At 57.0% G+C, this 24585-nt stretch carries 23 protein-coding genes; 8 read left to right on the top strand and 15 right to left on the bottom strand.

From position 1 onward, the window contains the following. Window positions 1-11 precede the first annotated feature (11 nt). The 6 genes from BLU75_RS21340 to rfbB are packed head-to-tail and all read right to left on the bottom strand — an operon-like array spanning window position 12 to window position 6598. Window positions 12-1394, bottom strand: coding sequence for a sigma-54-dependent transcriptional regulator (locus BLU75_RS21340; protein WP_084380993.1), 1383 nt, complete (start codon window positions 1392-1394; stop codon window positions 12-14). Continuing rightward, window positions 1391-3199, bottom strand: coding sequence for a sensor histidine kinase (locus BLU75_RS21335; RefSeq protein ID WP_084380992.1), 1809 nt, complete (start codon window positions 3197-3199; stop codon window positions 1391-1393). The genes BLU75_RS21340 and BLU75_RS21335 overlap by 4 nt, the downstream gene beginning before the upstream one ends. Window positions 3200-3235: 36 nt before the next feature. Next, window positions 3236-4105: a dTDP-4-dehydrorhamnose reductase gene (rfbD, locus tag BLU75_RS21330; RefSeq protein ID WP_084380991.1), complete on the bottom strand. Its 870-nt coding sequence runs from the start codon at window positions 4103-4105 to the stop codon at window positions 3236-3238. After that, a complete protein-coding gene (gene rfbC / locus BLU75_RS21325) occupies window positions 4102-4647 on the bottom strand; it encodes a dTDP-4-dehydrorhamnose 3,5-epimerase (protein WP_084380990.1) in 546 nt (181 codons plus the stop codon). Before rfbC ends, rfbD begins: the two co-directional genes overlap by 4 nt. Continuing rightward, window positions 4644-5519, bottom strand: coding sequence for a glucose-1-phosphate thymidylyltransferase RfbA (gene rfbA / locus BLU75_RS21320; protein ID WP_084380989.1), 876 nt, complete (start codon window positions 5517-5519; stop codon window positions 4644-4646). Before rfbA ends, rfbC begins: the two co-directional genes overlap by 4 nt. Then, window positions 5516-6598, bottom strand: a complete 1083-nt coding sequence (gene rfbB / locus BLU75_RS21315; RefSeq protein WP_084380988.1) for a dTDP-glucose 4,6-dehydratase — start codon at window positions 6596-6598, stop codon at window positions 5516-5518. The genes rfbA and rfbB overlap by 4 nt, the downstream gene beginning before the upstream one ends. A gap of 353 nt (window positions 6599-6951) precedes the next feature. On the opposite strand from rfbB, the gene aguB reads away from it, so the two are divergent. The 4 genes from aguB (at window position 6952) to BLU75_RS21295 (ending at window position 11111) form a co-directional block, all read left to right on the top strand. Beyond that, the gene (aguB, locus tag BLU75_RS21310) at window positions 6952-7830 is read left to right on the top strand and encodes an N-carbamoylputrescine amidase (protein WP_084380987.1); all 879 of its coding nucleotides are present in this window, start codon (window positions 6952-6954) and stop codon (window positions 7828-7830) included. 5 nt (window positions 7831-7835) lie between these two features. Further along, window positions 7836-8942 carry an agmatine deiminase gene (aguA, locus tag BLU75_RS21305; RefSeq protein WP_084380986.1) on the top strand — a complete coding sequence of 369 codons (1107 nt, stop codon included), beginning with the start codon at window positions 7836-7838 and terminating at the stop codon, window positions 8940-8942. 244 nt (window positions 8943-9186) lie between these two features. Further along, window positions 9187-9399 carry a hypothetical protein gene (locus tag BLU75_RS21300; RefSeq protein WP_084380985.1) on the top strand — a complete coding sequence of 71 codons (213 nt, stop codon included), beginning with the start codon at window positions 9187-9189 and terminating at the stop codon, window positions 9397-9399. Between the two features lie 416 nt (window positions 9400-9815). Continuing rightward, window positions 9816-11111, top strand: coding sequence for an OprD family porin (locus tag BLU75_RS21295; RefSeq protein ID WP_084380984.1), 1296 nt, complete (start codon window positions 9816-9818; stop codon window positions 11109-11111). Between the two features lie 307 nt (window positions 11112-11418). Here the strand turns inward: BLU75_RS21295 and BLU75_RS21290 are convergent, their stop codons facing one another. From BLU75_RS21290 to BLU75_RS21275, 4 genes are all read right to left on the bottom strand, one after another. Continuing rightward, on the bottom strand, window positions 11419-12984 hold the full coding sequence (locus BLU75_RS21290; protein WP_084380983.1) for a M48 family metallopeptidase: 1566 nt from the start codon (window positions 12982-12984) through the stop codon (window positions 11419-11421). A 12-nt stretch (window positions 12985-12996) separates the two neighbouring features. Further along, complete coding sequence (locus tag BLU75_RS21285) at window positions 12997-13362, bottom strand: hypothetical protein (protein ID WP_084380982.1); 366 nt, start codon at window positions 13360-13362, stop codon at window positions 12997-12999. Window positions 13363-13399: 37 nt separating this feature from the next. After that, window positions 13400-14743: a CHASE2 domain-containing protein gene (locus tag BLU75_RS21280; protein ID WP_084380981.1), complete on the bottom strand. Its 1344-nt coding sequence runs from the start codon at window positions 14741-14743 to the stop codon at window positions 13400-13402. A gap of 213 nt (window positions 14744-14956) precedes the next feature. Continuing rightward, window positions 14957-15835, bottom strand: a complete 879-nt coding sequence (locus tag BLU75_RS21275; RefSeq protein ID WP_084380980.1) for a LysR family transcriptional regulator — start codon at window positions 15833-15835, stop codon at window positions 14957-14959. Window positions 15836-15983: 148 nt separating this feature from the next. Here BLU75_RS21275 and BLU75_RS21270 point away from each other — a divergent pair, with 148 nt between their 5' ends. Beyond that, complete coding sequence (locus BLU75_RS21270; protein WP_084380979.1) at window positions 15984-16877, top strand: DMT family transporter; 894 nt, start codon at window positions 15984-15986, stop codon at window positions 16875-16877. A gap of 38 nt (window positions 16878-16915) precedes the next feature. On the opposite strand, the gene BLU75_RS21265 is transcribed toward BLU75_RS21270, so the two are convergent. Continuing rightward, a complete protein-coding gene (locus BLU75_RS21265) occupies window positions 16916-17380 on the bottom strand; it encodes an Lrp/AsnC family transcriptional regulator (RefSeq protein WP_084380978.1) in 465 nt (154 codons plus the stop codon). A 127-nt stretch (window positions 17381-17507) separates the two neighbouring features. Here BLU75_RS21265 and BLU75_RS21260 point away from each other — a divergent pair, with 127 nt between their 5' ends. Beyond that, the gene (locus tag BLU75_RS21260) at window positions 17508-18107 is read left to right on the top strand and encodes a LysE family translocator (RefSeq protein WP_084380977.1); all 600 of its coding nucleotides are present in this window, start codon (window positions 17508-17510) and stop codon (window positions 18105-18107) included. Window positions 18108-18152: 45 nt separating this feature from the next. On the opposite strand, the gene BLU75_RS21255 is transcribed toward BLU75_RS21260, so the two are convergent. The 4 genes from BLU75_RS21255 to BLU75_RS21240 form a co-directional block, all read right to left on the bottom strand. Further along, entirely contained in the window at window positions 18153-18452 is a 300-nt protein-coding gene (locus BLU75_RS21255; RefSeq protein ID WP_169716219.1) for a DUF4156 domain-containing protein, read from the bottom strand. Between the two features lie 99 nt (window positions 18453-18551). Further along, entirely contained in the window at window positions 18552-19148 is a 597-nt protein-coding gene (locus BLU75_RS21250) for a LysE family translocator (RefSeq protein ID WP_084380975.1), read from the bottom strand. 108 nt (window positions 19149-19256) lie between these two features. Beyond that, the gene (locus BLU75_RS21245; protein ID WP_084380974.1) at window positions 19257-20093 is read right to left on the bottom strand and encodes an AraC family transcriptional regulator; all 837 of its coding nucleotides are present in this window, start codon (window positions 20091-20093) and stop codon (window positions 19257-19259) included. 188 nt (window positions 20094-20281) lie between these two features. Beyond that, window positions 20282-20611, bottom strand: coding sequence for a hypothetical protein (locus BLU75_RS21240; RefSeq protein ID WP_084380973.1), 330 nt, complete (start codon window positions 20609-20611; stop codon window positions 20282-20284). Window positions 20612-22039: 1428 nt separating this feature from the next. Here BLU75_RS21240 and BLU75_RS21230 point away from each other — a divergent pair. Both BLU75_RS21230 and BLU75_RS27375 read left to right on the top strand, forming a co-directional pair. Next, window positions 22040-22696, top strand: coding sequence for a hypothetical protein (locus BLU75_RS21230; RefSeq protein ID WP_084380971.1), 657 nt, complete (start codon window positions 22040-22042; stop codon window positions 22694-22696). 214 nt (window positions 22697-22910) lie between these two features. Next, entirely contained in the window at window positions 22911-24185 is a 1275-nt protein-coding gene (locus tag BLU75_RS27375) for a hypothetical protein (RefSeq protein ID WP_130909367.1), read from the top strand. The last annotated feature ends 400 nt before the right edge of the window (window positions 24186-24585 follow it).

Genomic DNA, 24585 nt, shown 5'->3' with positions numbered 1-24585 from the left:
GGTGGAAAGGGTTATTCGTCGTCGGTATTTTGGTTGCCGCTGTCGGCAAAGCTCAGCCCGTGTTTGCGCAATTTGTCGTGCAAGGTTTTGCGCGGTACCCCCAGGGCTTCGGCAAGGCTGCGCACGGAGCTGTGGGGACGCGCCAATTCGGCGGCGATCAAGGTTTTTTCGAAGTGCTCGACTTGTTCGCTCAGCCCGCCCATCGCCATCGGCGCACCAGCTGCCGGGCTGTTCGGCGTGTTATCCAGCGCCAACTCCAGGCCCAGCGCGAAGCGTTCGGCAACGTTTTGCAATTCCCGCACGTTGCCTGGCCAGTCATGGCGCAAGAGCATCGCCCGCTGACCCGGCTGTAACTCATGTAGTGGCAGGCCGTGACGACTGCTGGCTTCGTCGGCGAAGTGCTGGAACAGCATCAAGGCATCTTCGCCACGTTCGCGCAGGGGCGGGATGCGCAGGGGCGCGACATTGAGTCGGTAGTACAAGTCGGCGCGAAAGCGTCCCTGATCGGCAGCCTGGCGCAGGTCTTCCTTGGTCGCGGCGATGATACGGATGTCCAGCGGGATCAGTTGATTGCCGCCCAGGCGTTCGACCACCCGCTCTTGCAGCAGGCGCAGCAATTTGACCTGCACGTCCAGGCTCATGCTTTCGATTTCGTCGAGGAACAGCGTGCCGCCGTTGGCGAATTCGAACTTGCCGATGCGCCGTTTCTGCGCGCCGGTAAACGCTCCAGGTTCGTGGCCGAACAGCTCGCTCTCCACCACCGATTCGGCCAGGGCGCCCGCATTGATGGCCACAAACGGCCCGGTGCGACGGTTTGACAGGTCATGCAGCGCGCGCGCCACCACTTCCTTGCCCGCGCCGGTCTCACCGAGGATCAGCACGTCGGCCCTGGTCGCCGCCAGCGCACCAATTTGCTCGCGCAGACGCAGCATCGACGCAGATTGTCCCACCAGCCGGGTGCTCAATTGCTGACGATCGCTCAAGGCCAGGCGCAGGCTACGGTTGTCGAGCACCAGTTGGCGCAGGGCCAGGGCGCGGCGCACGCTGTCGAGCAAGGCGTCGCTGGCGAAAGGCTTTTCCAGGAAGTCGTAGGCGCCGGCGCGCATGGCCTGCACCGCCAGCGGCACGTCGCCATGACCGGTGATCAGCAGCACCGGCAGCTCCGCATCCTGGCCGTGAAGTTCAGCCAGCAACTCCAGGCCATCCATCCCGGGCATGCGGATATCACTGACCACCACGCCCGGCCAGTCCCGCGACAGGCGCGCCGTGAGGCCTTTTGCTTCGCCAAGCGGCAGGACTTTCAATCCGGCCAGGTCCAGGGTCTGGCACAGGGCCTGACGCAAGTGTGGATCGTCATCGATCAACACCACCTGAGTCTGGTTATCGATACTCATACGCTGCGGTCCTCGGACGGTTGCAAACTGACGCCCGGTGCTCCGGCACGTAGTTTCAAGGTTAACAATGCGCCACCTTCCTTGTGATTAGCGAACAGCAGTTCACCGCCAAAAGCACGCATCAGCGTGTCACAAATGGCCAGGCCCAACCCCAGGCCCTGAGTACGGGTCTTGGTGGTGTAGAAGGGTTCGCTAGCGCGACCCAAGGCCTCCATGCAGAATCCCGGTCCATTGTCGCGGATGTACAGGTTGACGCCGTCTCCGGTGGATTCGGCACTCAGCCACAGTTTGCGCGGCGGGCCTTTCTCGGTCAGCGCGTCGAGGGCATTGGCCAGCAGGTTGCCCAGCACCTGGCGCAGCCGGGTTTCGCCGGCTTCCACCCACAAGGTTGCCTCCGGCAAGTCGCGAATCAGCTCGACTTCCATCGCCCGGCGACGCTTGGCCAGCAATGCCAGGGCATCGTCCAGCGCCGGTTGCAGCGCCACGCTTTCCGGTGCATGCCGATCGCGACGGGCAAAGGCTCGCAAATGCGCAATGATCGAGGCCATGCGCCCGGTCAGTTCGCTGATCAGCTTGAGATTGCCCCGCGCATCGTCGTTGCGCTGATGATCGAGAAGAATTTCAGCATTTTCCGCGTAGCTGCGAATGGCCGCCAGTGGCTGGTTGAGTTCGTGGCTGATACTCGCTGACATGGTACCCAGCGCCGACAGTTTGCCGGCTTGTACCAAGTCATCCTGGGCCCGCACCAGTTCCTGCTGGGCGGTCTCGCGCTCCAGCACTTCCTGCTTGAGACGCCGGTTGAGGCCTTCCAGGTCGCTGGTACGCTCGATCACGCGCATTTCCAACTCGCGCCTGGCCTTGGCCTCGAAGGCGATGCGCTCAAGGTAATGGCGCCGACGCTGCATCATCAGCCCCAGCAGCAACATCAGCACCAGCAAGGTCGCCCCACCGACGGCAACCACCGTGTGCACCGGTCGATCAATCAGGGTGCGTGGCGCAAGAATCGAGACATTCCAGCCGGTTTCGGCGATTTCGGTGGATTGTCGCAGCCAGGCACTGGCGCTGAGGTTCAGCGGCTGTGGGTTGCGGGTGGGGTAGGGCTGGATGGCGATGATGGCCTGGCGTTCGGCGTCGGTCAGGGGGCGGGTGGCACGAAAGCGCCATTGAGGGCGCGAGGTCAGGATCACCACGCCATTATGGTCGCTGACCAACAGTTGTTCCGGGGTCTGGCCCCAGAGGCTTTCGGTGTGGTCCAGGTCGACCTTGACCACCAGTACGCCTATCACGTGTTCGTCTTCACGCACCGCGGCGGCGAAGAAATAGCCGCGCTTGGCCGACGTGGTACCCAGGCCGAAAAAGCGTCCCAGGCGCCCGTCCATGGCTTCCATGAAGTACGGACGGAAAGAAAAGTTGCGGCCAACGAAACTGTCCTGTTTGTCCCAGTTCGAGGCCGCCAGTGTCTTGCCGCTGGTGTCCATCAGGTACATCACTTCCACGCCAGCCTGGGCCGCGACCTGCTTGAGCAACTGGTTGGCGCTGACCAGGTTGGTGCTGACTTGCGGGGTTTTCAGGGCGATGCGCAAGGCCGGCAAGTCGCCGAGGATCTGCGGCAGGATTTCGTAGCGGTGCAGGGTGCCCAGCAGGTTGGCGACGTACAGGTCCAGGGTCTGGCGATTCTGTCCGGCCAGTTCACTGCGGTAATAGCGTTCGGCCAGATGCTCCAGCGGCCATAGCAGCGGTGCCAGGCACAGCGCCAGTAAGGCGAGGCTGCGCCAGCGGGGTCTTCGCGGAAGGGCTGGAGTCATGGAAGTCGTGCGCCTGTGGGTACAGGCGCATTATGCCTAGTGCTGCTGTGCAAGACACTCGCGCAATGCTTCGTGCCACTGCGGTTGAGCTATTTTCCATTGCTGGTGCAGGCGACTGCAGTCGAGACGCGAGTTCAGCGGACGCTGGGCTGGCGTTGGGTAGGCGCTGGAAGGAATCGGCTCCAGCTGGGCGCAGGGTTTACCTTCGGCCAGCAGTTGCTCGCCAATGGCTTGGGCAAAACCGAACCAGGACGTCTCGCCCCGGGCTGTCAAGTGATAGACACCCCACTCTCCGGCCTGACCAGCCTGCCAGCGCTCGATCAGTGCGCGGGTGCTGTGGGCGATGGTGCCGGCCCAGGTTGGTGCGCCAATCTGGTCGGCAACGATGCGCATCTGCGGTTTTTCCTGCAGCAAGCGCTGCATGGTCAGCAGGAAATTCTTGCCGTGGGACGAGTAGACCCAACTGGTGCGCAGAATCAGGTACTCGCCGCCCACTGCCGCGATGGCCTGTTCGCCGGCCAGTTTGCTCTGGCCGTAGACACCCAGCGGGTGGGTCACGTCGTCTTCGGTGTAGGGTGTCGATTTACTGCCGTCGAACACGTAGTCCGTGGAGTAATGAATCAGCGGAATGCCCAAGGCCTTGGCTTCCTCGGCGAGGATGCCCGGCGCGATGGCGTTGATCGCGAAGGCCGCATCCGGTTCGCTTTCGGCCTGATCGACGGCGGTGTGCGCCGCGGCGTTGATGATCAGGTCCGGACGCTGGGCGCGCACTTGCTGGCGGATCTGTTCGACGTCTGCCAGGTCTAGCTGGTCGCGCCCCAGGACGATTAACTCGCCCAGGTCGGCGAGTCGCTGCTGCAACTCACGGGAGACTTGGCCGTGCTGGCCGGTGATCAGGATTTTCATGGGAACAGGTCGGCTTCCGTCAGGGTTTTACCAATCCGGTCCTTCGCGGACAGTTGTGGCGGCTCGCTCAGTTCCCAGTCAATGGCCAGTGTCGGGTCATTCCAGAGAATGCAACGTTCGGCGCTTGGCTGGTAGTAGTCGGTGGTCTTGTAGAGGAACTCGGCGTGGTCGCTCAACACCACAAAGCCGTGGGCGAAGCCTTCCGGCACCCATAGCTGACGGTGGTTCTGCGCCGAGAGCCGCACGCCCACCCACCGTCCGAAGTTCGGCGAGCTGCGGCGGATGTCGACGGCGACGTCCAATACTTCGCCGACTGTGACGCGTACCAGTTTGCCTTGGGTGTGCTCGAGCTGATAATGCAGGCCCCGCAATACGCCTTTTTGCGAGCGGGAATGGTTGTCCTGCACGAAGTCGCGCTTGAGTCCCGTGGCATGTTCGAAAGCGCGGGCGTTAAAGCTTTCGTAGAAAAAACCGCGATCATCACCGAATACTTTCGGTTCGATGATCAGCACGCCTGGGAGCGAGGTCTCAACTGCATTCATTGGCGCTCACCCGCCAGCGAGTAGAGGTATTGGCCGTAGCCGGTCTTGCCGAAATACTTGGCGCGCTCCAGCAGATGATCGCGGTCGATCCAGCCGTTCTCGTAGGCGATCTCTTCAAGGCAGGCCACTTTCAAGCCCTGGCGGTGCTCGATGGTCTGCACGTAGGTCGAAGCTTCCAGCAGGCTGTCGTGGGTGCCTGTATCGAGCCAGGCAAAGCCACGGCCGAAGCGCTCCACATGCAGGTCGCCACGCTGGAGGTAGGCGTTGTTGACGTCGGTGATCTCAAGCTCGCCTCGGGGCGAAGGCTTGACCGCCTTGGCGATCTGGATCACATCGTTGTCGTAGAAATACAGGCCGGTCACGGCGTAGGACGATTTAGGCTTGGCCGGTTTTTCTTCGATGGACAGTGCGCGGCCTTGCTGGTCGAAGTCGATCACGCCAAAACGTTCCGGGTCCTTGACCCAATAACCGAAGACAGTGGCTCCGCTAGGACGCTCTGCAGCGCTGCGCAACTGGTCGCCAAAGTGTTGGCCGTGGAAGATATTGTCGCCCAGGATCAGGCATACCGGATCGTTGCCGATGAACGCTTCACCGATCAGGAATGCTTGCGCCAAACCATCCGGCGCTGGCTGCTCCGCATAGCTGAAGCGCACGCCGAACTGGCTGCCATCGCCCAGCAGGTTACGGTACTGCGGCAAATCCACCGGCGTGGAAATCACCAGGATGTCCTTGATCCCGGCCAGCATCAGCACCGAGATCGGGTAGTAGATCATTGGCTTGTCGTACACCGGCAACAATTGCTTGGAAACACCCAGTGTAATCGGGTGCAAACGAGTGCCGGAGCCGCCGGCCAATACGATTCCCTTCATCATGCGATCAGATCCTTCATGTCAGTGTTGCCGAGTCGTTCGCCTTGATAGCTGCCGTCCTGGACCCTGCGGCACCATTCCAGATTATCGAGGTACCACTGCACGGTTTTGCGCAGGCCGGTTTCAAATGTTTCTTCAGGAACCCAACCCAGTTCGCGTTCGATCTTGCTGGCGTCGATGGCGTAGCGCTGATCGTGGCCGGGGCGGTCCTTGACGAACGTGATCAGGTCGCAGAACTGCGCGACGCCCGCCGGGCGCTGGGGCGCCAGTTCTTCCAGCAGGCCGCAGATGCTGCGGACCACATCGATGTTCTTCTGCTCGTTGTGACCGCCGATGTTGTAGGTCTCGCCCACCACGCCTTCGGTGACCACTTTGAGCAGCGCACGGGCGTGGTCCTCAACGAACAGCCAGTCGCGCACTTGCAGGCCATCGCCATATACCGGCAACGGTTTTCCAGCCAGCGCGTTGAGAATCACCAGCGGGATCAGCTTCTCGGGGAAGTGGAACGGCCCATAGTTGTTCGAGCAGTTGGTCAACAGCACCGGCAGGCCATAAGTGCGCTGCCAGGCGCGGACCAGATGGTCGGACGCAGCCTTGCTGGCAGAGTATGGCGAGCTGGGCGCGTAAGGCGTGGTTTCGGTAAACAGGTCATCGACGCCATGCAGGTCGCCATACACCTCGTCGGTGGAAATGTGATGGAAGCGGAAAGCGCTCCTGGCCGGCTCTTCCAACTGCTGCCAATAGGCACGCGCGGCTTCCAGCAGGCTGTAGGTGCCGACAATATTGGTCTGGATGAAGTCCGACGGGCCGTCGATGGAGCGATCGACATGGGACTCCGCCGCCAGGTGCATGATGGCCTGGGGCTGGAAACGTGCCAGGACAGCGCTGACGGCTGGCTGGTCGATGATATCGGCCTGGACGAACTCATAGCGGCTATCGGTCGCGATGCTGCCTAGCGACTCGAGATTGCCGGCGTAGGTGAGTTTGTCGAGGTTGAGCACTTCATGGTGAGTGTCTTGAATCAAATGGCGGATCAGTGCGGAGCCGATGAAGCCAGCGCCGCCAGTGACGAGAATGCGCATGTCGAGAGGCCTTTTCCTTAGACGGACATTAAGCGAATGGGGCATAGCTTGTGTTGTGCAGCGCCGCGGTGCAAGGGGCCGCTGCTCGAAGGTTGCGTCATTCCTGTTGTCAGTGGCCGATTATAGATACCTGACAACACCAGAAAAATTTACGATTAGCGGCATTTTATCGATTTTTATCGGGCTGTTTTGAGTATTTTTAGACGAAAGGAATTATTTGTTCTTCAATAGTCGATTTTTATCCGCTATAAAGTCGTCCGCAGCCCCGACGCGATACACTGGCGTCCAGTATTCCCCTTTTTGTCATCGATCACTGCCAATCTGATCACTGACCACCACCCAGGAGATGATTCATGAGCCGTATCGTTACCGTCGCCGCTACCCAGATGGCCTGTTCCTGGGACCTTGAAGCCAACATCGAGACCGCTGAAAAGCTGGTCCGTGAGGCCGCCGCCAAAGGTGCGCAGATCATCCTGATCCAGGAACTGTTCGAGAGCCCGTACTTCTGCCAGAAGCCGAACCCGGAGTATCTGCAATTGGCGACCCGCGTTGAAGACAACGTGGCCATCAAGCACTTCCAGAAAGTCGCCAAGGAACTGCAAGTGGTGCTGCCGATCAGCTTCTTCGAGCTGGCGGGCCGTGCGCGTTTCAACAGCATCGCGATCATTGACGCCGACGGTTCCAACCTCGGGATCTATCGTAAAAGCCACATCCCGGACGGTCCTGGCTACCACGAAAAGTATTACTTCAATCCTGGCGACACCGGCTTCAAGGTGTGGAACACCCGCTATGCCAAAATCGGCGTGGGCATCTGCTGGGACCAGTGGTTCCCGGAATGCGCCCGCAGCATGGCGCTGCAAGGCGCGGAAATCCTGTTCTACCCGACCGCCATCGGCAGTGAGCCACATGACAAGAGCATTTCCTCCCGTGACCATTGGCAGCGTGTACAACAAGGCCACGCCGGCGCCAACCTGATGCCGCTGATCGCCAGCAACCGTATCGGTAACGAAGAGCAGGACGGCTATGACATCGATTTCTACGGCTCCTCGTTCATCGCCAACCAGTTCGGCGAGAAGGTCGAAGAACTCAACGAAACCGACGAAGGCATCCTGGTTCACAGCTTCGACCTCGACGAGCTGGAGCACATTCGCAGTGCGTGGGGCTCGTTCCGTGACCGTCGTCCGAACCTGTACGGCGCGCTGAAGACTCTCGACGGTTCGCTGGAGTCCTGATCGCCATGACCACCTTGCACAGCACACCACGCGCAGACGGCTTCTATATGCCCGCCGAGTGGGCGGCCCAAACCCAGGCCTGGATGATCTGGCCCGAGCGTGCGGACAACTGGCGCCTGGGCGGCAAGCCCGCGCAGGCTGCCCATGTGGCCGTAGCCAAGGCCATCGCGCGCTTTGAACCGGTGACGGTGGCGGTCTCGGCCGCTCAGTACGAGAACGCACGGGCCCGCCTGGACGTGCCGAATATTCGTGTGGTGGAGATGTCCAGTGACGATGCGTGGGTGCGTGATACCGGCCCGACGTTCGTGATCAATGATAATGGCGAAGTGCGTGGGGTGAACTGGGATTTCAACGCGTGGGGCGGTTTTGACGGGGGCCTGTATTCGCCCTGGAACCGTGATTCCCAGGTGGGCGGCAAGATTCTGGAGATCGAGCGCAGCCCGCGTTACCGCACCGAAGGTTTTGTGCTGGAGGGCGGCTCGATCCACGTCGACGGCGAAGGCACCTTGATCACCACCGAAGAGTGCCTGCTTAACCCTAATCGCAACCCGCACCTTGACCGTGGGCAAATCGAAACGCTGCTCAGCGCCAATCTGGCTGTGGATAAGATCATCTGGCTGCCGGACGGGCTGTTCAACGACGAAACCGACGGTCATGTGGATAACTTCTGCTGCTACGTGCGCCCTGGCGAAGTGCTGCTGGCCTGGACCGACGATCCGCAAGACCCGAACCATGCCCGCTGCCACGCGGCAATGGAGGTGCTGCAAGGCAGCACTGATGCGAAGGGACGTTCGTTCATCGTGCATAAAATGCCGATCCCCGGGCCGCTGTACGCCACTGAGGAAGAATGCGCCGGTGTCGATCCGGTGGACGGCACTCAGGAACGTAATCCAACGGTGCGGCTGGCCGGTTCCTACGTCAACTTCCTGATCGTCAATGGCGGCATTATCGCGCCGAGTTTTGACGACCCGCTGGACAGCCGTGCGCGAGAAATTCTCCAGGACCTGTTCCCGCAACACGAAGTGGTGATGGTGCCGGGCCGTGAACTGTTACTGGGCGGCGGTAATATTCACTGCCTGACCCAACAACAGCCCGCGCCGCAGAAAAACTGAGTGCAGTTGTAACAGCCGACTGCTGAGTAAAGCGGCTGGCCGTCGGGAAATGATTCCGGCAAATGCGACAAGCCCATGGCCCGTCAGGGGGCGTGGGCTTTTTTCTTGCCCGCAGGCCCCGGTAAATCGGCACATTGGCATAGCTCTTGTATCAGCGTTGCGACAGTGGTTCGGGAATATGACTGCGCAGTTCTGTCACAAACCTTGAGTAAGTTAGCCGCTCCAGCAGTAGGAGAGCGTCGAAATGAATGCTGATATCAACCTTGTCTACAAGCGCACGTCCCATCCTCTGATGGTGCACCGGGACGCCATTCATGCGTTGGCGTGCTGGTTGAAGACAAACGGTTCGCATCAGATCAGAAAAGCTGATCCGCAACGGCTGATGAGGGAGCGTTATCCGGCCGGCTTGCTCAGCGAGGCTGAAGTGCAAGTGCTGTGTGAGCTGATCAAAAACTAACCAGCTCCGAGATGATCGCTCCCATCTGGAATGGGAGCGACCCGCTGTGTTTAGACTTTATAAGTCCCAGTGCTGGATGCTGCGGGAGCGTTGCAGGCCGCTGAGCCGCGTCCTCGACGCTTTTCACGTCGTGAACCTGAAGCGCATCCGCATTTCTGGGTGATGGCCAATTGGCGTCGCTTAGATTTTTTTCGCCTAAGCCCAGACGATTCACGAAATTGACACATGGCGAAAGGCGCGGCTAGGATTCGCCCCAACGCCTGTGGCTAACCGCCATGACTCTCCAATAATAAAAAAGGCTCGCGGCCATTCAGTCGTCCGCGGGCCTTTTTTCATTGGCGGAAAAGTCGACATCAACAATGCAAACGGAGCCAGGTGCCACAGCGCGTACTCAACCAGTAATAAGGAATAAGAAAATGTTGAACAAACGGATGGGTCTGCTTGCTCTGGGGATTTTGAGCGCTACGCAGGCAATGGCTAACGACCAGGAGCAGTCCAAGGGGTTTGTAGAGGACAGCCACTTGAACATCGCGGTGCGTAATGCGTACATCAGCCGCGACTACAAGAACGGTCAGCAGGACAAAGCCGAATGGGGCCAGGGTTTCATCGGCACGTTCGAATCCGGTTTCACCCAAGGCACCGTGGGTGTGGGTGTGGATGTGATTGGTCAATACGCCATCCGTCTGGACGGTGGTAAAGGTCGCAGCGGTGCTGGCGGCATCAATTTCTTCAAGCAAGGCGACAGCGGCGAAGCGGCGAGCGACCTGGCCAAGGGCGGCGCTGCCGTCAAGGCCCGCATCTCCAACACCGTGCTGAAGTACGGTGAGCAGATGCCAACCGTGCCGGTCCTGCAATACGACGACTCGCGTCTGTTGTCGGAAACCTACACCGGTACTTCGATCATTTCCAAAGAGATCGAAGGCCTTGAGCTGCAAGGCGGTCGCTTCACCAAGGAAGCCCAAAAAGGCGCCGAAGGCACCGACAGCGGCAAACTGAAAAACATCTCCTACCTGGGCGGTAGCTACAAGTTCACCGAAAGCCTGTCGGCGGCCCTGTACGCTTCCGACATGGAAGATGTGTTGAAGAAGCAATACATCAACGTCAACTACGTGCTGGCCCTGCCAGAGCAGCAATCGTTGACCTTTGACTTCAACGGCTACAAGACCAAGCTGGACAAGAGCTTCGCCCTGCAAACCCAAGGTGACGCCAACGCCCGCGACAACAAGATCTGGAGCCTGGGCGCGACATGGGCATTCGGTCCGCACAGCCTGACCCTGGCGCACCAGCGCAGTAGTGGTGACACCGGTTACATGTATGGCGGTTATCGCGACAACACCCGATTCAGCGGCATCGGTGACGGTGGTAACACCATCCTGCTGGCCAACTCGTTCTGGTCTGACTTCAACGGCAAGGACGAGCGTTCCTGGCAGGCAGGCTACGGCCTGGACTTCAGCGCCTTCGGTGTACCGGGCTTGACCTACAACATCGCTTACGTGCGCGGCACCAACATCGACGACGGCAGCGGTCGCGGCGATGGCACCGAGCGTGAGATCTTCAACCAGTTCAAATACGTCGTACAGTCGGGTCCAGCCAAGGACCTGAGCCTGCGTGCGCGTGCTTCCTGGTTGCGCGTATCCAACAACGCCAGCAACTACAACGTGGGTGGTAACGAATTGCGTCTGTTCGCCGACTACCCGATCAACGTGTTCTAAGATCGAGCGTTGCGCCTGATTCAAGGCCTAAAAAACCCGACTGGATCGTAATGCCGTTCAGTTAAGAAAGTCGCGTGCCAAACACCATCCTGTGGCAAGGGGGCTTGTCCCCCGTTGGGTTGCGAAGCAACCCTCAAACCTCCCCCCCCCGGTTTGACTGGACGATCGGGGAGGCCTTTGGGGCTGCTACGCAGCCCAACGGGGGACAAGCCCCCTCGCCACATAAGCGGTATCAGGCGCTTCACTTGCTTAACTGAACGGCATTGCGACTGGATCGGGTTTTTTTAGCGCCGCAGAACCTGCAGGATCAGGCTTTCACCGGCGCCAGCTTCTGGCAGTTGGCCTTGCGGGCCGGGTACTGCTCGCATTTGCGCAAGACACTTTGCACTTGTTGCGCGTTGCGCAATTGCTGGTTGGCCAGCAACTTCTCGGTGATAAACAACTCTTCCGAACCCAAGTGGCGTTCGGCCTTGTCGATCATCGCCAGCGCGGCCTGGCCGTCGCCACGCTTGAGGTGGTAGCTGATCATCAAATCGTAGGTCGAAGGCCCGGCCAGGGACCAATCCTTGATCGCCTGCAATTGCTTCAGTGCTTCGGCGTTTTTACCCTGGGCCAGACGCACCGCGTAAGCCGTGCGACGAATATTCGGCTGATCCTTGACCGGTGAATTCAAGGCACGCCGGATAAAGGCGTCGGCCTCCGGCACTTTGTTTCGTTCCAGCGCGGCGGTGGCGGCGTAGGCGTCCTTGTAACCCTGCAAGGCCTTGGCGACGGCGTTCGCGTCGCGCACTTTTGGCCAGCTCCGGGTGTTGACCCGGGCGCGACGTTCCTTGCGGTATTCGCGTTGCAGGTACTGGCGCAGTTCGGTGTCGCGGTCCATGGCCGACATGTGAGAGCGGTTGAAATACTGGCTGGTGGCGGCAATGCTGGTGGTCAGGCCGTCCTTGACCAGCACGTCCAGTTCCTGGGTGAAGCGATTGAGGTTGAACTGCTGCAACGAGTCTTGCATCGCGTTTTTGCGGGCGGTAAGAAACCCCGCCAGCAACGGCTTCTGCTTGCCCTGGAAATCGTTCAGGCGTTCCAGGCTATGGGTGGCTGCGCGCGGTGCATAGCCGGCACGAATCATCAAGTCGGTGCCGAGCAAATCTGCCTGGTCTTCCTGGCTGCGACCCCAGGCGGTGCTCCAGATGTTGTCGGAAAAACTGTTGGCCAGCGCGGTGTACAGCACGGTGTTGCCGATGGTTTTCTGCGTGCCTATCGGGTCCTTGCTGAGCAGTTTCAGCGTCCCGGAACTGCGATCCACGCGGGTGTCGGCGGCCATCGCCGCCAAGGCTACGGTGGAGGCGACGGTGGTGAACAGTTCTTTCTGTTGCTGGAACGCCGCCGCGCGGTCGTGGTGGTGCAGCAACACGTGGCTCATCTCATGGCCGAGCATCGCGGCGATCTCGTCTTCGCTGCCGACGTTATCCAGCATACCCAACGGCACGAAGATATTGCCGTACGGGTCTGCCGCCGGCCCGAAGCTGTAACTGTCGGTGATTTTCACCTGCAAAGCCGGTAAATCACCCGGCCAGCCCTTGGACAGGCGCGTGACGATACCTTGCAGGTACACCTGCAACATCGGGATATCCACCAGGTTCTGCTGGCGTGCCTCGGCGGCGGGCACGGTGCGACCGTCGTAGCTCAGGCGCTGCTGACCGGCGCGTTGCCGGTCGAGCGTGTAGTACTGGCGCACGTCGCTGTTGTCGACATAGTGACCCTGGACCCGCGATTGGGTCGAGGGTCCGACCAGGTTCAGGAACGCCTGGTCAGCGCCCTTCAACGTGGCGCAACCACTGAGCAGCGCGCTGGCCAGCAATAGATATCCCTTCACCGTGACGCTCCTTTATTGATTGCAGCCGGCACCGTAACCGAGGGTGGACTTGTTATGGCTGTCACTGGCCAGGCTCTTGGGCACTTGCTGGCATGGCAGATCGGTCACATGAAAAGGCGGCTCGATCCGCAGGTCCATCGGGTCCAGCCACACTTTCTGGCCGGCTAACTCCACTTGCACCAGATCCAGGGCCTGGTTGTAGTGCAAGACCGGCACCGGTTGTTTCGGTGCATCTTTTTGCGCGATTTCCCGCTGCAACTTGCCCTGCTCATCCAGTACCGCCACCGGGTCGGCGAGGAACGCCTGGATGGTGTGGGCATCAGCCCGCACTTCCTGGCTGAAGAGTACGACGAGCAACACAATGAGTGTTTTGGTCATCCTTGGTTTCCTTGAGTGAGACGACATGGCGGCGCTCTCAGTTGCCCCGGTCGAAGAAGGCTTCGATCCGCTCGCTGAACAGCACCATCGATAGCAAAACAATCCCCAGCACGTTGACCAGCGTGATGTGGTTCAGGAACAGCACCCCACACACCGCGCCCAACACCGTCATCACCAGCCACCACGAAGGGTGCGGTGAAGTGAAAAAACTGCTCTCCCGACGCTGCCAGCGAGTCCAGGGTTGCACGCCCGCCAGGCGGCGCGCATGCAGCGCCTTGAGCACGATAATCAAGGCCAGTAAACCCAGCTCCAGCAGGTCTACCCAATTGAGATTCCAACCCGCGAAGTTGGCCGGTTCGCGCTCGTAATCCATGCCCTCGTTGATCAAGTTGTCGAGGGCCATGGCATGCAGATAAACCCCGGGAATCAGCCCATGTACCGGCGACTGCACCACATCACCGGTGGAGGTGATGTTCGCCCCGACCAGCACCAGACGGTCGCACAGCAACTCGGCAATCAGCGCCTGATCCGCGGGCGAGCTGACTTCCAGATCACTCGCCGACAAGGTCAAGGTATAGGGGCAGCGTGCCTGGGCCGAGTTGTCCAGCTTCCAGAACACTGCCTGGAGCAACTGCCCCAGGCCATCCAGCAGGAAATTGCGCGCCGGCGCGCAGCCGCGAATATCCGAAATCCGCGCCTGTTCCGGCGCCAGCCTCAAACCCCACTGCACCGCGATCGGCGGCAACTGTGCCGCTGCCTCGGGATCCTTGGGCAGGTCCGCGCAGGGCGAGTCCTTGCAGAGCTTGCGGTACATCGCTAACGCCGGTGTTTCCATCGCGCCTGATGCAGTCGGCATCGCCAGCGGGTATTTGTCACCGATGCCTTCCCATACCACCAATGCCGGCTGACTGACCTCGCTGAAATGCTCCAGGGTATTGGCTCGGCCGTTTTCGCCGCGGGTCACGCCGGTATTCGCCAACCATAAGGGAATGCCCTGGCGCTGGTAACGCTCGAATACATTCGCCAACAGCTGGCTGCCGCGTGCCGGATCGCCGAACGAGTGATCGTGGCTGTACAACAAGTCGACAAACACCGCTTTGGGCTTGTATGCCAGCAAGCGCTTGAACAACTTGCTCTGTTCGCCATACGGCATCGGCCATGAGGTGTTATTGCGCATCAGATACGCATCATCGATCAGAACCATCGCAATGCGTTGCTGACCATCGCGCTCATACCCGCTGGCGAACATACGGTTGAGCCACTGTGCAGATGCCTGGTCACTGGAGCTGGCCAGGCCGAACGGATCGAGCACCGCCAGCAACACGATAAGCGCGGCTAGCCAATAGCGGCGAACCTTGAAAAGTGGGGGATTTTTCGACATCCCTGTCTCGATAAAAACCGCGAGTCGGCGGTTTTGGCTTCCTGGGGCTCCTGCAGGAGCGCGGGTGCTTGCGATGGGGCGTCAACGATCAGCCCTCACCGCAGCGATTGCATGGGTTTTTAAAGGAGCGGGCGGGGGGTGTCAATCAGAAATATGGCAAAGTGCCATCTTTGTCTCGAATTGGACAGGCAGGGCAAGACCGTGCGCCGTGTTTCACGGCGATGTCGGATCCTTGAACTGCGCCTGCAACAGCGCCAAAAAAGCTTCCCGGGCCGGGTGTCGACCCGCGTTTGCATGCCAGTAGAACAGGTTATCGATACGCGTCAGATCCGCGAACTCATAGCCATTCCAACCCGCCCCGTGGCGGTATTGCTCATAGATTCCACGTGGCACCAGCGAGACTCCGGCACCCGCGCTGACGCATCCGACGATGGTGCCGTAGCTGGCGATACTGACGATTTTCCGTGTCTGGTCATGGCGTGTTAGCCACTGTTCAAGCGCCAGGCGATACGGGCAACCCACAGGCCACATGAAGATGTCCTTGCCGTGCAGATCTGCTGCCGTATGCAAGGGGCCATGGGATTCGGCGGCGATGAGCACCAAATCCTCGCGATACATCACTGTCCGCTTGAGGCCGGGACGGTCGATGTCCACCGCGACGATCGCCCCATCCAAGCGGTGATGCAGAATATCCTCCAGTAACTGAGCCCAGGTACCGGTGCTCAATTCCAAGGAAACCTGCGGATGCAGGGCGTGGAACTTGGCCAGTAAGCGTGGCAGGCGTCCTGTCGCGCTCGACTCGATGGCCCCGATGCGCAAGCGCCCGCTCGGCACGCTCGTAGGCGCCACCGCGCGCCGCGCTTCATCGGCGAGGTTGAGAATTTTCGTCGCGTACTCCAGAAAAATCTCGCCAGCCGGAGAGATCCGCAAACCTCTGCCATCCCGGAAAAACAACGGTGTACCCAGTTCACGCTCGAGGGACTTGATGCGTGCGGTGACATTCGACGGTACGCAGTGCAGCGATTCAGCGGCGCGCGCGATGCTGCCGATGTCGGCTACTGTCTTGAACATGCGCAGTTGGGACAATTCCATACATCACCCAAAGTGAATACTGAATCGAGTTTAAGTCACTTGTAGTGATGTCGTCGGTTTTTGATACTTCATGCAGCGTGCGCAGACGTTGAAGCCGTCTCCCGCCCAAATCCCGCGCATAACAGGTGGCTGCTTGTGGTGATTTCCGATGAACGCTAGACCCGAGGTGAAAGTCACCCTCGCGACACTGTTCGTGATCCTCTGCTGGGCTTATTCCCCGATAGGCATCCACATCGGGCTTCAGGCCTATGAGCCCGGTCATTTGGCGCTGATGCGCTTTCTCATTGCCTCGGTGTTCATGGCCGGAGTCGCATCGGTGCTGCGCATTTCCCTGCCACGCCTCAAAGACCTGCCGCTATTGGCGGTATTGGGGTTTTTCGCCGTGAGCCTGCACCATATCGCCCTCAACTACGGCCAACGCGGGGTCAGCGCCGGCGCTGCCAGCGTGCTGGCTCAATCCACGCCACTGTTCAGCACGCTATTGGCCCACTTTGTACTCAAGGACCGGGTCAATGGCTGGCAATGGATCTGCGTGTCGGCGGGCCTGATCGGCGCCGCCGTGGTCGTCATCGGAGACCAAGGTATGGGTGAGATGGATGCCAACGGGCTGCTGATCCTGCTGGCGGCGCTGTCGTGGAGCCTGTACTTCGCCTTGCAGAAACACCATGCCCATCGCCACGACGGCCTGACCATGGTGTGTTACACCATCTGGTCGGGCACGGCGCTGCTGCTGGTCTATGCGCCGGGTCTGTGGCGCGAAGCACAACATGCCTCGCTGTCGGTCAACCTGGCTGTACTCCTGCTCGGCATTTTCCCCAGCGCCTTGGCCTACCTCGCTTGGGCATACGTGCTTGCGCACAGCAACGTAAGCCGCGCTTGCATCTCGCTTTACCTGATCCCGCCCACCGCAATGCTGATGGCTTCGATGGTGCTGGCTGAGCGCCCGACGAGCATGGTGCTGGTCGGCACTGTCATCGTGCTGATAAGCGTGCTGGGGTTGAATTTTAAACCGTCGAAAGCTGCGCTTTCTTGCGAGCTGTGATTAACGAGGTAGGGCGTTCTTTTCGGTTCGCGTTGTGCTTACACAACCTGGTCAGGATTTATGGGTAAGCCGCGAGTTGCCAAGCGAGTCGAAAGCACAATGGATGTTTCGGTTTTGCCGAACGAATCAAAGGCTGAGATTAAGGTTTCCAGGGCAATCAATGACGGGGCAACCACGTTGAGCACGAACGAAGCCTCGCCCGTTACATGATGCGCTTCGCGCACTTCAGGCATTCCCTCAATCACTGACAGCACCCTGGAATAGCTTTCAGCCGGTACATACAGCCTGATAAACGCGGTAACCGGATAACCAATGGAATGACTGTCGAGTTCGGCTCGATAACCGCGCAGTACACCTTGGTCTTCAAGCTTACGAACCCGCTCGGCGGCCGCGGGTGTCGACAGTCCGACTCGTCTGCCGAGTTCAGCAAAACTCAGTCGCGCGTCTACCTGAAGCTCAGCCAGCAAACGCTTGTCCAAACGATCGAGGGGTCTGCTGGTCATGGGGGCCTTGAGGTGCCTTGAAACGATGAATCGTTAAGTGAAGCGCTCTGCAAAGCTTCACTTCGCAATGGAGCCCGTAGTGGCAAGCCATCCAAAATAGCTTATCCCACACAACGAGTCCCCAGCCATGTTACTCAAAGGAATGCTACTCGGTTTAGCCATCGCGGCGCCCGTCGGCCCCATCGGGCTTCTAAGTATTCAAAACACGTTACGGGGAGGATTCAAGGCAGGATTCATCACCGGCATGGGCGCTGCGACAGCGGATGCAGTCTATGCCATCGCCGCGTTATTTGGCTTGGCCGGACTGCTGTCGCTGATCGGTGATACTCAATATCTGCGGATAGCGGGAGCGGTGTTCTTCATCTATCTGGCGTGGAAAACCCTGGAAAAAAAAGCCGAGGTTATCGCCGCCCCTTCTACCGCATGGCATCTGTGGGGCATGTACACCACGACTTGCCTGCTTACGCTCTCTAACCCCATGACCATTCTGGGTTTTGTCACGCTGTTTGCCGGGCTGGGCGTCAGCCAGTCGAACACAGAGACGGGGCTGTGGTTGGTCTTGGGGGTGTTTCTTGGATCTTCCCTGTGGTGGATAACGTTGGCGGGGTCATGCTCGTTGATGTTGAAGCGATTGTCCCGGCGTTGGTTGCGAGGTATTGATTATGCTTGCGCGGTGCTTTTGATCGGCTTTGCGTTGATGCTGCTTTATCAGGTTAGTCGAGCATAAGTTCTGACCTTGACGGGATACTTGCAATGGGTGTCCCGTGGTTTTTCATCGACGGCAATTCAACGCCGCCGTCTGGATCCTGGCGTCTTCCTCTACGTTGACAATGCTCACGCTGTCGCCTCCAAGCTCAGCGGCCTTGTTGAACGCCATATTGAGTGCGTCCCCGTTTGAGGAGCCCTTTACCGTGAATCCTTTGATGACCTTGCAAGCCTGGACTGACGACGCCGTTACCAGGTTGACCTGCTGGCCTGCGTCAGTCAGTTGGGTGGTACAGGCTACGGTTGAAGTGGCGACAATGAGCAGCAACGAAACCGAGTGCAGAGTGCGCATAATTTCAATATCCATGTTTATTGATCGCGCTTTTTTGCGCGAACATCTATTTTAGATTCTTCTGCAAAATCCTTCCTGCCTTCATCCCTGTGTTCAAAAGCTATTCTCCGCGCGTCAGACCATTACCGGCAACCAAGCGGATATCAGCAGCAGGCATGCCAGCACCTGGTTCATACGTTTGAGCGCCTGTGGCGAGCTCAAAACCCGGGCGGTCCCCAGGCCGAGTAATGCCCAAAAAGTCATGCACGGCAAGGAAACCAGCAAAAACAATAACGTCAGGACCATCACGCGTAGGGTCTTGTCGCCATCCCCGACAAACACACTTACCACCGCAAGAGCCATCATCCATACCTTGGGATTGATCAATTGCAGGGTAGCGGCACTGAACACATTGAGGCCCTTGTCACGTGGTGCCGCCACGTCCAGGGCGGGAGGTGGACTACTGAAAATCTGCCAAGCCAGCCAGCTCAGCCACAGTACCCCGCACCAGACCATCGCCTGCTGCACCAACGGAAACCGCAGCAGCGTTTCACCCACGCCGAGACCGACTGCCAACACGATGAGCGCCGCCGCCATGCACGCCCCCAAGATGATCGGCAGCGTGGCATAGAGCCCGGACCGCGAACTGTGGCTTAAAACCAGAATATTGGTCGGCCCCGGGGTAATCGAAGCAACGAACGCAAAGAGCACGAAAGGCAGTAACGATTCCATGGCTCAGGCTCCCGAGAGGGGCATTGAGACAGGGAAAACGAGCAATGACACCAACATGGCATGGATCCCTTGAGCAGAAAGAAATCCATGGTGGCAAGTCAGCCCAAGTCAGTCTGGAAGGTTTGAGCAGCGCTTACGATAATCCGCCGGCGTGAGTTGGTAGGCACGACGAAACCAGCGTCCCATATGGCTTTGATCGGCAAACCCGAGAGCGCTGGCCACCTGCGCCGGCAACTCGCCCCGGGCTAACAGCCGGCGTGCCTTGGCCAGCCGTAGCTGGATCAAGTACGCGTGCGGCGCCAAGCCAAAGGCTGCCTTGAAAGCCCGAGTCAGGCGGAAGCGGTCAACACCACAGGCGTGAGCCAGGTCATCCAGGCCGATGTCCTCACAGACATTGGCATGCAGATAATCACGCGCAACCTGGGCCGTCAGCGGCAGTCGCGGATCACAAGCTTGACGCTTGCGCCAATCAAGGTGGCCAGTAAGTGAGTCCAGCAAAGTGTCGAGGGCACTCTGGCGCACAATGCGCAAATCACCCTCATGGAAAGCGTGGAAGGCCTGGGCAATGGCAGTGGACAGCCCAGTATCCTGGCTCAAAGTGGCAGCAAAACCCAGCTGGCAGTCAGCCGGTACGTGCTCGAACAAAGCGTGCAACTCTCGCTCCAGCCAATGCGGTTCCAGGTACAGCATGGAATAGGTAAACCCTTCCTCGGTAGGCGCATGCCCATCGTGGATCTCCCCTGGCTCCAACATAAATACCTTGCCCGGCGTACTGAGATGACGAACCCGCCGACAATTGAACTGCTGCACCCCTTGCTCCGTGATCCCCACCAGAAAGCTGTCATGCCAATGCGGATCGTACGCATGCCCCTGAAAATGGGCGCGAATCGACTCAATCCCGGTATCGGCATCTTGGGACAGCTCAATCCAGTTGCGGGTATCCACGGATAACTCCAAAAAGTGCCTGATTTACCTGAGTGACTAAATTACTGCGTTACGGGAAGCGGTGTTTAGAATATTTGTGCAGGTGGGGGTGGGCGGGTTTCTGATGCTCGCTTAGAGATTTTTTTAGCAGAAAATGCCGCCCGGTGTGACGTGGGAGGCGCCCGTGAGGCGAACAGATTGCGAGAGTCTTACGGCCGTTCGCTGGCCTTATTGCGGCATTTTAAAAGCCAAAGCAGCGTTAGCACTGTTGGCCAAAACAACGTGTTGAGCATGTCGTGTGCGCTTGCCTGCCAACGCCAGTATCCAAAGCTTTCAATATCATCTCGGCTATCTACCCACTCGGCAGCGCACGCGATGATGAAAACACCCAGCCAGCCCATGTATGGCTTGTGTCGTCGGGTGATGGTGATCAACGTTAAATAGACCGCCATGCCCACATAGATGTGCAACGCATCCTTTGACAGCCCACTCGCCGATACGATGGCGAGCTTGATGCTTTGTGCGGTTGAGATGTCCATGTCAATGCTTCCTTGCTGTGCCAGCGGTGGGCTTCGTCTTCATCCAAGTAAAATACCCTCAATCTGGTTGGCGATCTCACGCGGAGTGACATGCTCTTGCCGGTTGGAGTCCTGGAAAAGAGGGCGGATGTGTATTCCAGAAGTCGCTGGCTAATATTTCGAGAAGAAAAGGGATAAAGACGGGGAGAAAAAATGGCCGTTCAAAAAAATGGGACGAATTCTGGACTGAGGCCGCTTTTTGGACGGTTGGCAGGGGGGATTTTCCAAACTCCAGAAACCACAAAGCCCCGCGTTGCGGGGCTTTGAGATATGGTGCGGCACCAGACGAACGGTAGCTAGGAGCGGGGCTAGGTTTTCTGCGGGACTGGAGTTCGGTGGAAAATTTGGCGTACCCCAACCGGTAACTATAAATAAATCAGCTAGTTATGGATTTTAGTGGAATCGAACCCGGTATTTACAAAGTGTCAGCACCTTAATCTTCCAAAGACGCGTACGGAATGGTAAACATTCTTAGTCCGACCGTTACCGTTACCGCTGCGGCTAATAGGCAGGAATCGGCCGATTCTGCTGAGCAAGTCACCCCGGCTTGGCCGCCCATACATTGAGCAGTAAAAAGGCCCTTTTTGCATGCTGCTACGTCAATTTGAGCCCTGAACATTCTGCGCAAAGCGGATTACAATTTCCGACGCGTACTTTTCTGCCGTGGAAACCGAAGCCGATTTTTCCAACAGTATCGGCCAAAAACGATCATTCACCCTAGGCTATGTAAATAGCCCTTGATTTTGATGTGCTACCAATCTATATCCTAATATTTTGGCCATCTAGCCAGGGATCGAAAATGACTGATTTTTGCATTTCAGCCGTTAGGTATGACACGTCGAATCAGCATATCGCTATGCTGAAAGTTCATGAAGATAAAGGATCGAAAATAGGCCCGGCCCGTATAGTACCAAGAGAATTCGTAGCTGACTTGATTCGTCTGAATAAAGCTACATTTCAGACGATTATTCATAGCAAAGAGAGCAAAAATTGGAGTAATGGTGCATTAGTGCATGTCATAGATGACACGTAACTATCGACTGATCGAAATGATATCAGTAAAGACAATTTAGGAAAATTGCCAGGGTTTTAATTCATACAGAGGGGAGAGCTAAAATTACTCGCCCCTTGTTTTTTAGTTGGTTAATGCATAGGTTTTTTTGTGTGTCCAGTTTGGGTCGTTAGTAGCCTGCCATGAGTGGCAGGCAACAGTCAGTAGTGGAGGATTGAAGTGGTCGGAGTAAGTCGCGAGCGCCATTTTTCATACTTAGTGAAATTGTATTTGTACAAAATTTATAATCAGGTAGACCTGAACGGAAAGCAATGCTTGCAGAAGTTAATTTAAGTTGGACATGACAAGGTGTCTATTTACCTCTTGAGGCGCAATAAATGTTTAACTGGGTTTATGAAACATTTTCCTTGCCAGCAGCATTAGCTTGTATCGGGGCATTGATCAGCGCTGGTGGCGCACTTTGGGCATCTCACGAACAAAATAAATCTCAGAAAGAATCCGAAACTCAAGTAGTCCAAATAAAGCAATTGAATACCAAGATTCTGGCTCTCTCAGAGGAAAGTAGGGTTCTTGCAAAGGAAGGAATAGCATCTATAACTGGCGGCGACGGATTTGCTTACGTAGATATATTGAAAGGTTTTTTTCCAGGGGCTCTTTCGCCTGCGATTATTTCGGAAAGCGAGTACCCGCAATATGATTTATCAATTCGTTTCTTTGACGAAGACAGAAATCATGAAGAACAGATTTCTCAGCCCTTGATACTTAATATCGCAACACTTCCACCGGGCCAGAGCGGTTTTCATAAAATTCCAGCATTCGACATTGAAAAGAAAGATGATTATGCAAGATTCAATCTATTCATTAGTGCGCGGAATGGTTCTTTTATTGAGGAGCTTCGTTTAAGGAAGGTTGACGGCGACTGGTTCTCTGCATTTCGCGTATTCAGGAATAAGCCCACAGGGGACAAAATACTTCTGATGGAGCGCGCCATGGAGAAGTATCCGAGAGCCCAAGACAGATCCCTCATTTGGTAGTGGGGATTGCCAGTTCTAAACAGGACATAATGTTATGTGCTCTGGTGGCAGGGCACGTAGAATGATAGCAAGGCTCATTTGATCGGCAATGGTCGATGAGGCTTCAGGATTCAGCCTGACGAGCCGATAGTTAATCATATCGATATTATTATGTTGGTAATTTGGAGGTTCTGTGAGGTTTGAGCATGAAGGTCTACTGGTAGATGATTACAATTTGAGTTTGGATCGTCACTGCAAAGACTGCGGCAAGGCGTACACCATTGGTGATTATATGGGCGGCTTTTCCGAGCATCATTTTTATAGGCCTGTTGATTATAAAAGCGGGTGCGAAAGAAGCTGTTTGGAGTGCTGGCTTGGAGTTTCTGAATTTGTGAAGCCGAGACCGCAGAATCTGCAGCCTGTATTTCATAATCTGAATCTTACCTTTCCGCTTGAGCATGGGCATTGGTACGATGACAGCCATTATGAACAGATCATCACCGGTCAGTGGGCTGTTACGTATGAAAAGTATTTAAAGGACGGTTGTCATCTGGTCGTGTTGCCGCTTGCAAGGCTGCAGACTGATAGGGTTGTATTAATCCCTAACGGTGTTGCTATTTATCCTGTCGGTCGATTTGGATTTTCAACGATAGCTGGCGATCAAAGCGCGTTGATGGCGGCGGCTCTCCAATCCGCAGCATCAGGCGTGTCGATAGCAGATTTAAAGTCTCACCCAGTCATGGTTTTTCCTGTGAGATTTTCTTGGGAGGCATTGATTCATGCAAACCATAAAGACCATATGATAATGATCGATGCTCTGTCTGGATTGACTGAACCCTTGTGTTTCGATCTGTTCAGGTACTGGCATTGTAGATTGGGACAAACTCCTGATGAGGGGCTTCCTGCATTGCCTGGTCAGTTGCAATCGAACTTGATGATGGCGGGGGCTCTACTGATCAACGGGCTCACTCATCAGTCAGTAGTTCTAGGTGGCGCAGCGTTCAGCCATAAGATAACCCGTGGGCTAGGGTTGGTTCTTCGGCAACCTGAGTGGGAACAGATGCCGTATGGGGGAGAAGTGGGGGGAATAGTTATCCATGCTCTGTCGCTATATTCCCAGATGATACAAACACAATCCTCGACTGCGAAATTTATTCAAGCCCTAAGTCTGTTGGAGTTTCTGGCTTTTCCTAAAGCTTATCAAAAATTCACAAAAGTCAAGACAGTCATATCGAGATACATCACAACATGTCCTTCCGAACGAAAAAAGATTTTGGATAGGTTTGAAGAACTTACTGGAAAAAAAGATCCTGTCACGGGAGATGAAATGGGTCTGAGAACACGGATAGTTCATATTGGTGGCCGTTTGGAGTTTCTCGTCCCGTCAGGCAGGGATCGTGAGGCGTTGTTCTTAGAACTCGATGGATATGTTAGGTGCGTGATCGATCATATGATCGATCATTCGTCCTTGTCTTGGGATTCTTATGAGGAAGTTAAGGCGCAGATGTAAATCCCTAGTGTGATGCGTGCCAGTACGGTTCCTGCAAACAAGCGCATACATTGCGCTTGAACTGGCAGGGCCGATCCAAGCATAGGAGCCGCGTCAGTAGCGATGAAAGGCAGCCTTTCTTCTAACCAACATCATCAAAGCAAGTGGGAGTAGACGATTACTCACACTAATTTTTTTAATTCGAATGGTTATGCTGGCTGCTAATTAATCAGCACTGTAATCCTTGACTTCTTGTAAGATTGCGATAATTGGATTCATCAGTCCATCATAGTCTTTATTGGAAATAACTTGATTGAGCATGAGTAGTACGAAAAGAATTGCTTTCAGGCAACTCCTCGAGCTCGCACACGATGTGGACTGTGCCGAGTGAAAAACGGGGTCAGACCACGATTTTCGTTAT

The organism is Pseudomonas mucidolens (genome assembly GCF_900106045.1).
Classification (GTDB): domain Bacteria; phylum Pseudomonadota; class Gammaproteobacteria; order Pseudomonadales; family Pseudomonadaceae; genus Aquipseudomonas; species Aquipseudomonas mucidolens.
The sequence above is the reverse complement of the archived record's forward strand: the minus strand, read 5'-3'. Positions and strand labels throughout refer to the sequence as shown.

Bases quoted from the DNA above. Each gene is read 5' to 3' on its own strand.
- BLU75_RS21340 (WP_084380993.1), bottom strand. From the start codon at position 1,394: ATGAGTATCGATAACCAGACTCAGGTGGTGTTGATCGATGACGATCCA.
- BLU75_RS21275 (WP_084380980.1), bottom strand. From the start codon at position 15,835: ATGGAATTGTCCCAACTGCGCATGTTCAAGACAGTAGCCGACATCGGC.
- BLU75_RS21250 (WP_084380975.1), bottom strand. From the start codon at position 19,148: ATGGAATCGTTACTGCCTTTCGTGCTCTTTGCGTTCGTTGCTTCGATT.
- BLU75_RS21335 (WP_084380992.1), bottom strand. From the start codon at position 3,199: ATGACTCCAGCCCTTCCGCGAAGACCCCGCTGGCGCAGCCTCGCCTTA.
- rfbC (WP_084380990.1), bottom strand. From the start codon at position 4,647: ATGAATGCAGTTGAGACCTCGCTCCCAGGCGTGCTGATCATCGAACCG.
- aguB (WP_084380987.1), top strand. From the start codon at position 6,952: ATGAGCCGTATCGTTACCGTCGCCGCTACCCAGATGGCCTGTTCCTGG.
- aguA (WP_084380986.1), top strand. From the start codon at position 7,836: ATGACCACCTTGCACAGCACACCACGCGCAGACGGCTTCTATATGCCC.
- rfbB (WP_084380988.1), bottom strand. From the start codon at position 6,598: ATGCGCATTCTCGTCACTGGCGGCGCTGGCTTCATCGGCTCCGCACTG.
- BLU75_RS21260 (WP_084380977.1), top strand. From the start codon at position 17,508: ATGTTACTCAAAGGAATGCTACTCGGTTTAGCCATCGCGGCGCCCGTC.
- rfbA (WP_084380989.1), bottom strand. From the start codon at position 5,519: ATGATGAAGGGAATCGTATTGGCCGGCGGCTCCGGCACTCGTTTGCAC.
- BLU75_RS21265 (WP_084380978.1), bottom strand. From the start codon at position 17,380: ATGACCAGCAGACCCCTCGATCGTTTGGACAAGCGTTTGCTGGCTGAG.
- BLU75_RS21285 (WP_084380982.1), bottom strand. From the start codon at position 13,362: ATGACCAAAACACTCATTGTGTTGCTCGTCGTACTCTTCAGCCAGGAA.
- BLU75_RS21240 (WP_084380973.1), bottom strand. From the start codon at position 20,611: ATGGACATCTCAACCGCACAAAGCATCAAGCTCGCCATCGTATCGGCG.
- BLU75_RS21280 (WP_084380981.1), bottom strand. From the start codon at position 14,743: ATGTCGAAAAATCCCCCACTTTTCAAGGTTCGCCGCTATTGGCTAGCC.
- BLU75_RS21300 (WP_084380985.1), top strand. From the start codon at position 9,187: ATGAATGCTGATATCAACCTTGTCTACAAGCGCACGTCCCATCCTCTG.
- BLU75_RS21270 (WP_084380979.1), top strand. From the start codon at position 15,984: ATGAACGCTAGACCCGAGGTGAAAGTCACCCTCGCGACACTGTTCGTG.
- rfbD (WP_084380991.1), bottom strand. From the start codon at position 4,105: ATGAAAATCCTGATCACCGGCCAGCACGGCCAAGTCTCCCGTGAGTTG.
- BLU75_RS21230 (WP_084380971.1), top strand. From the start codon at position 22,040: ATGTTTAACTGGGTTTATGAAACATTTTCCTTGCCAGCAGCATTAGCT.
- BLU75_RS21295 (WP_084380984.1), top strand. From the start codon at position 9,816: ATGTTGAACAAACGGATGGGTCTGCTTGCTCTGGGGATTTTGAGCGCT.
- BLU75_RS21255 (WP_169716219.1), bottom strand. From the start codon at position 18,452: ATGGATATTGAAATTATGCGCACTCTGCACTCGGTTTCGTTGCTGCTC.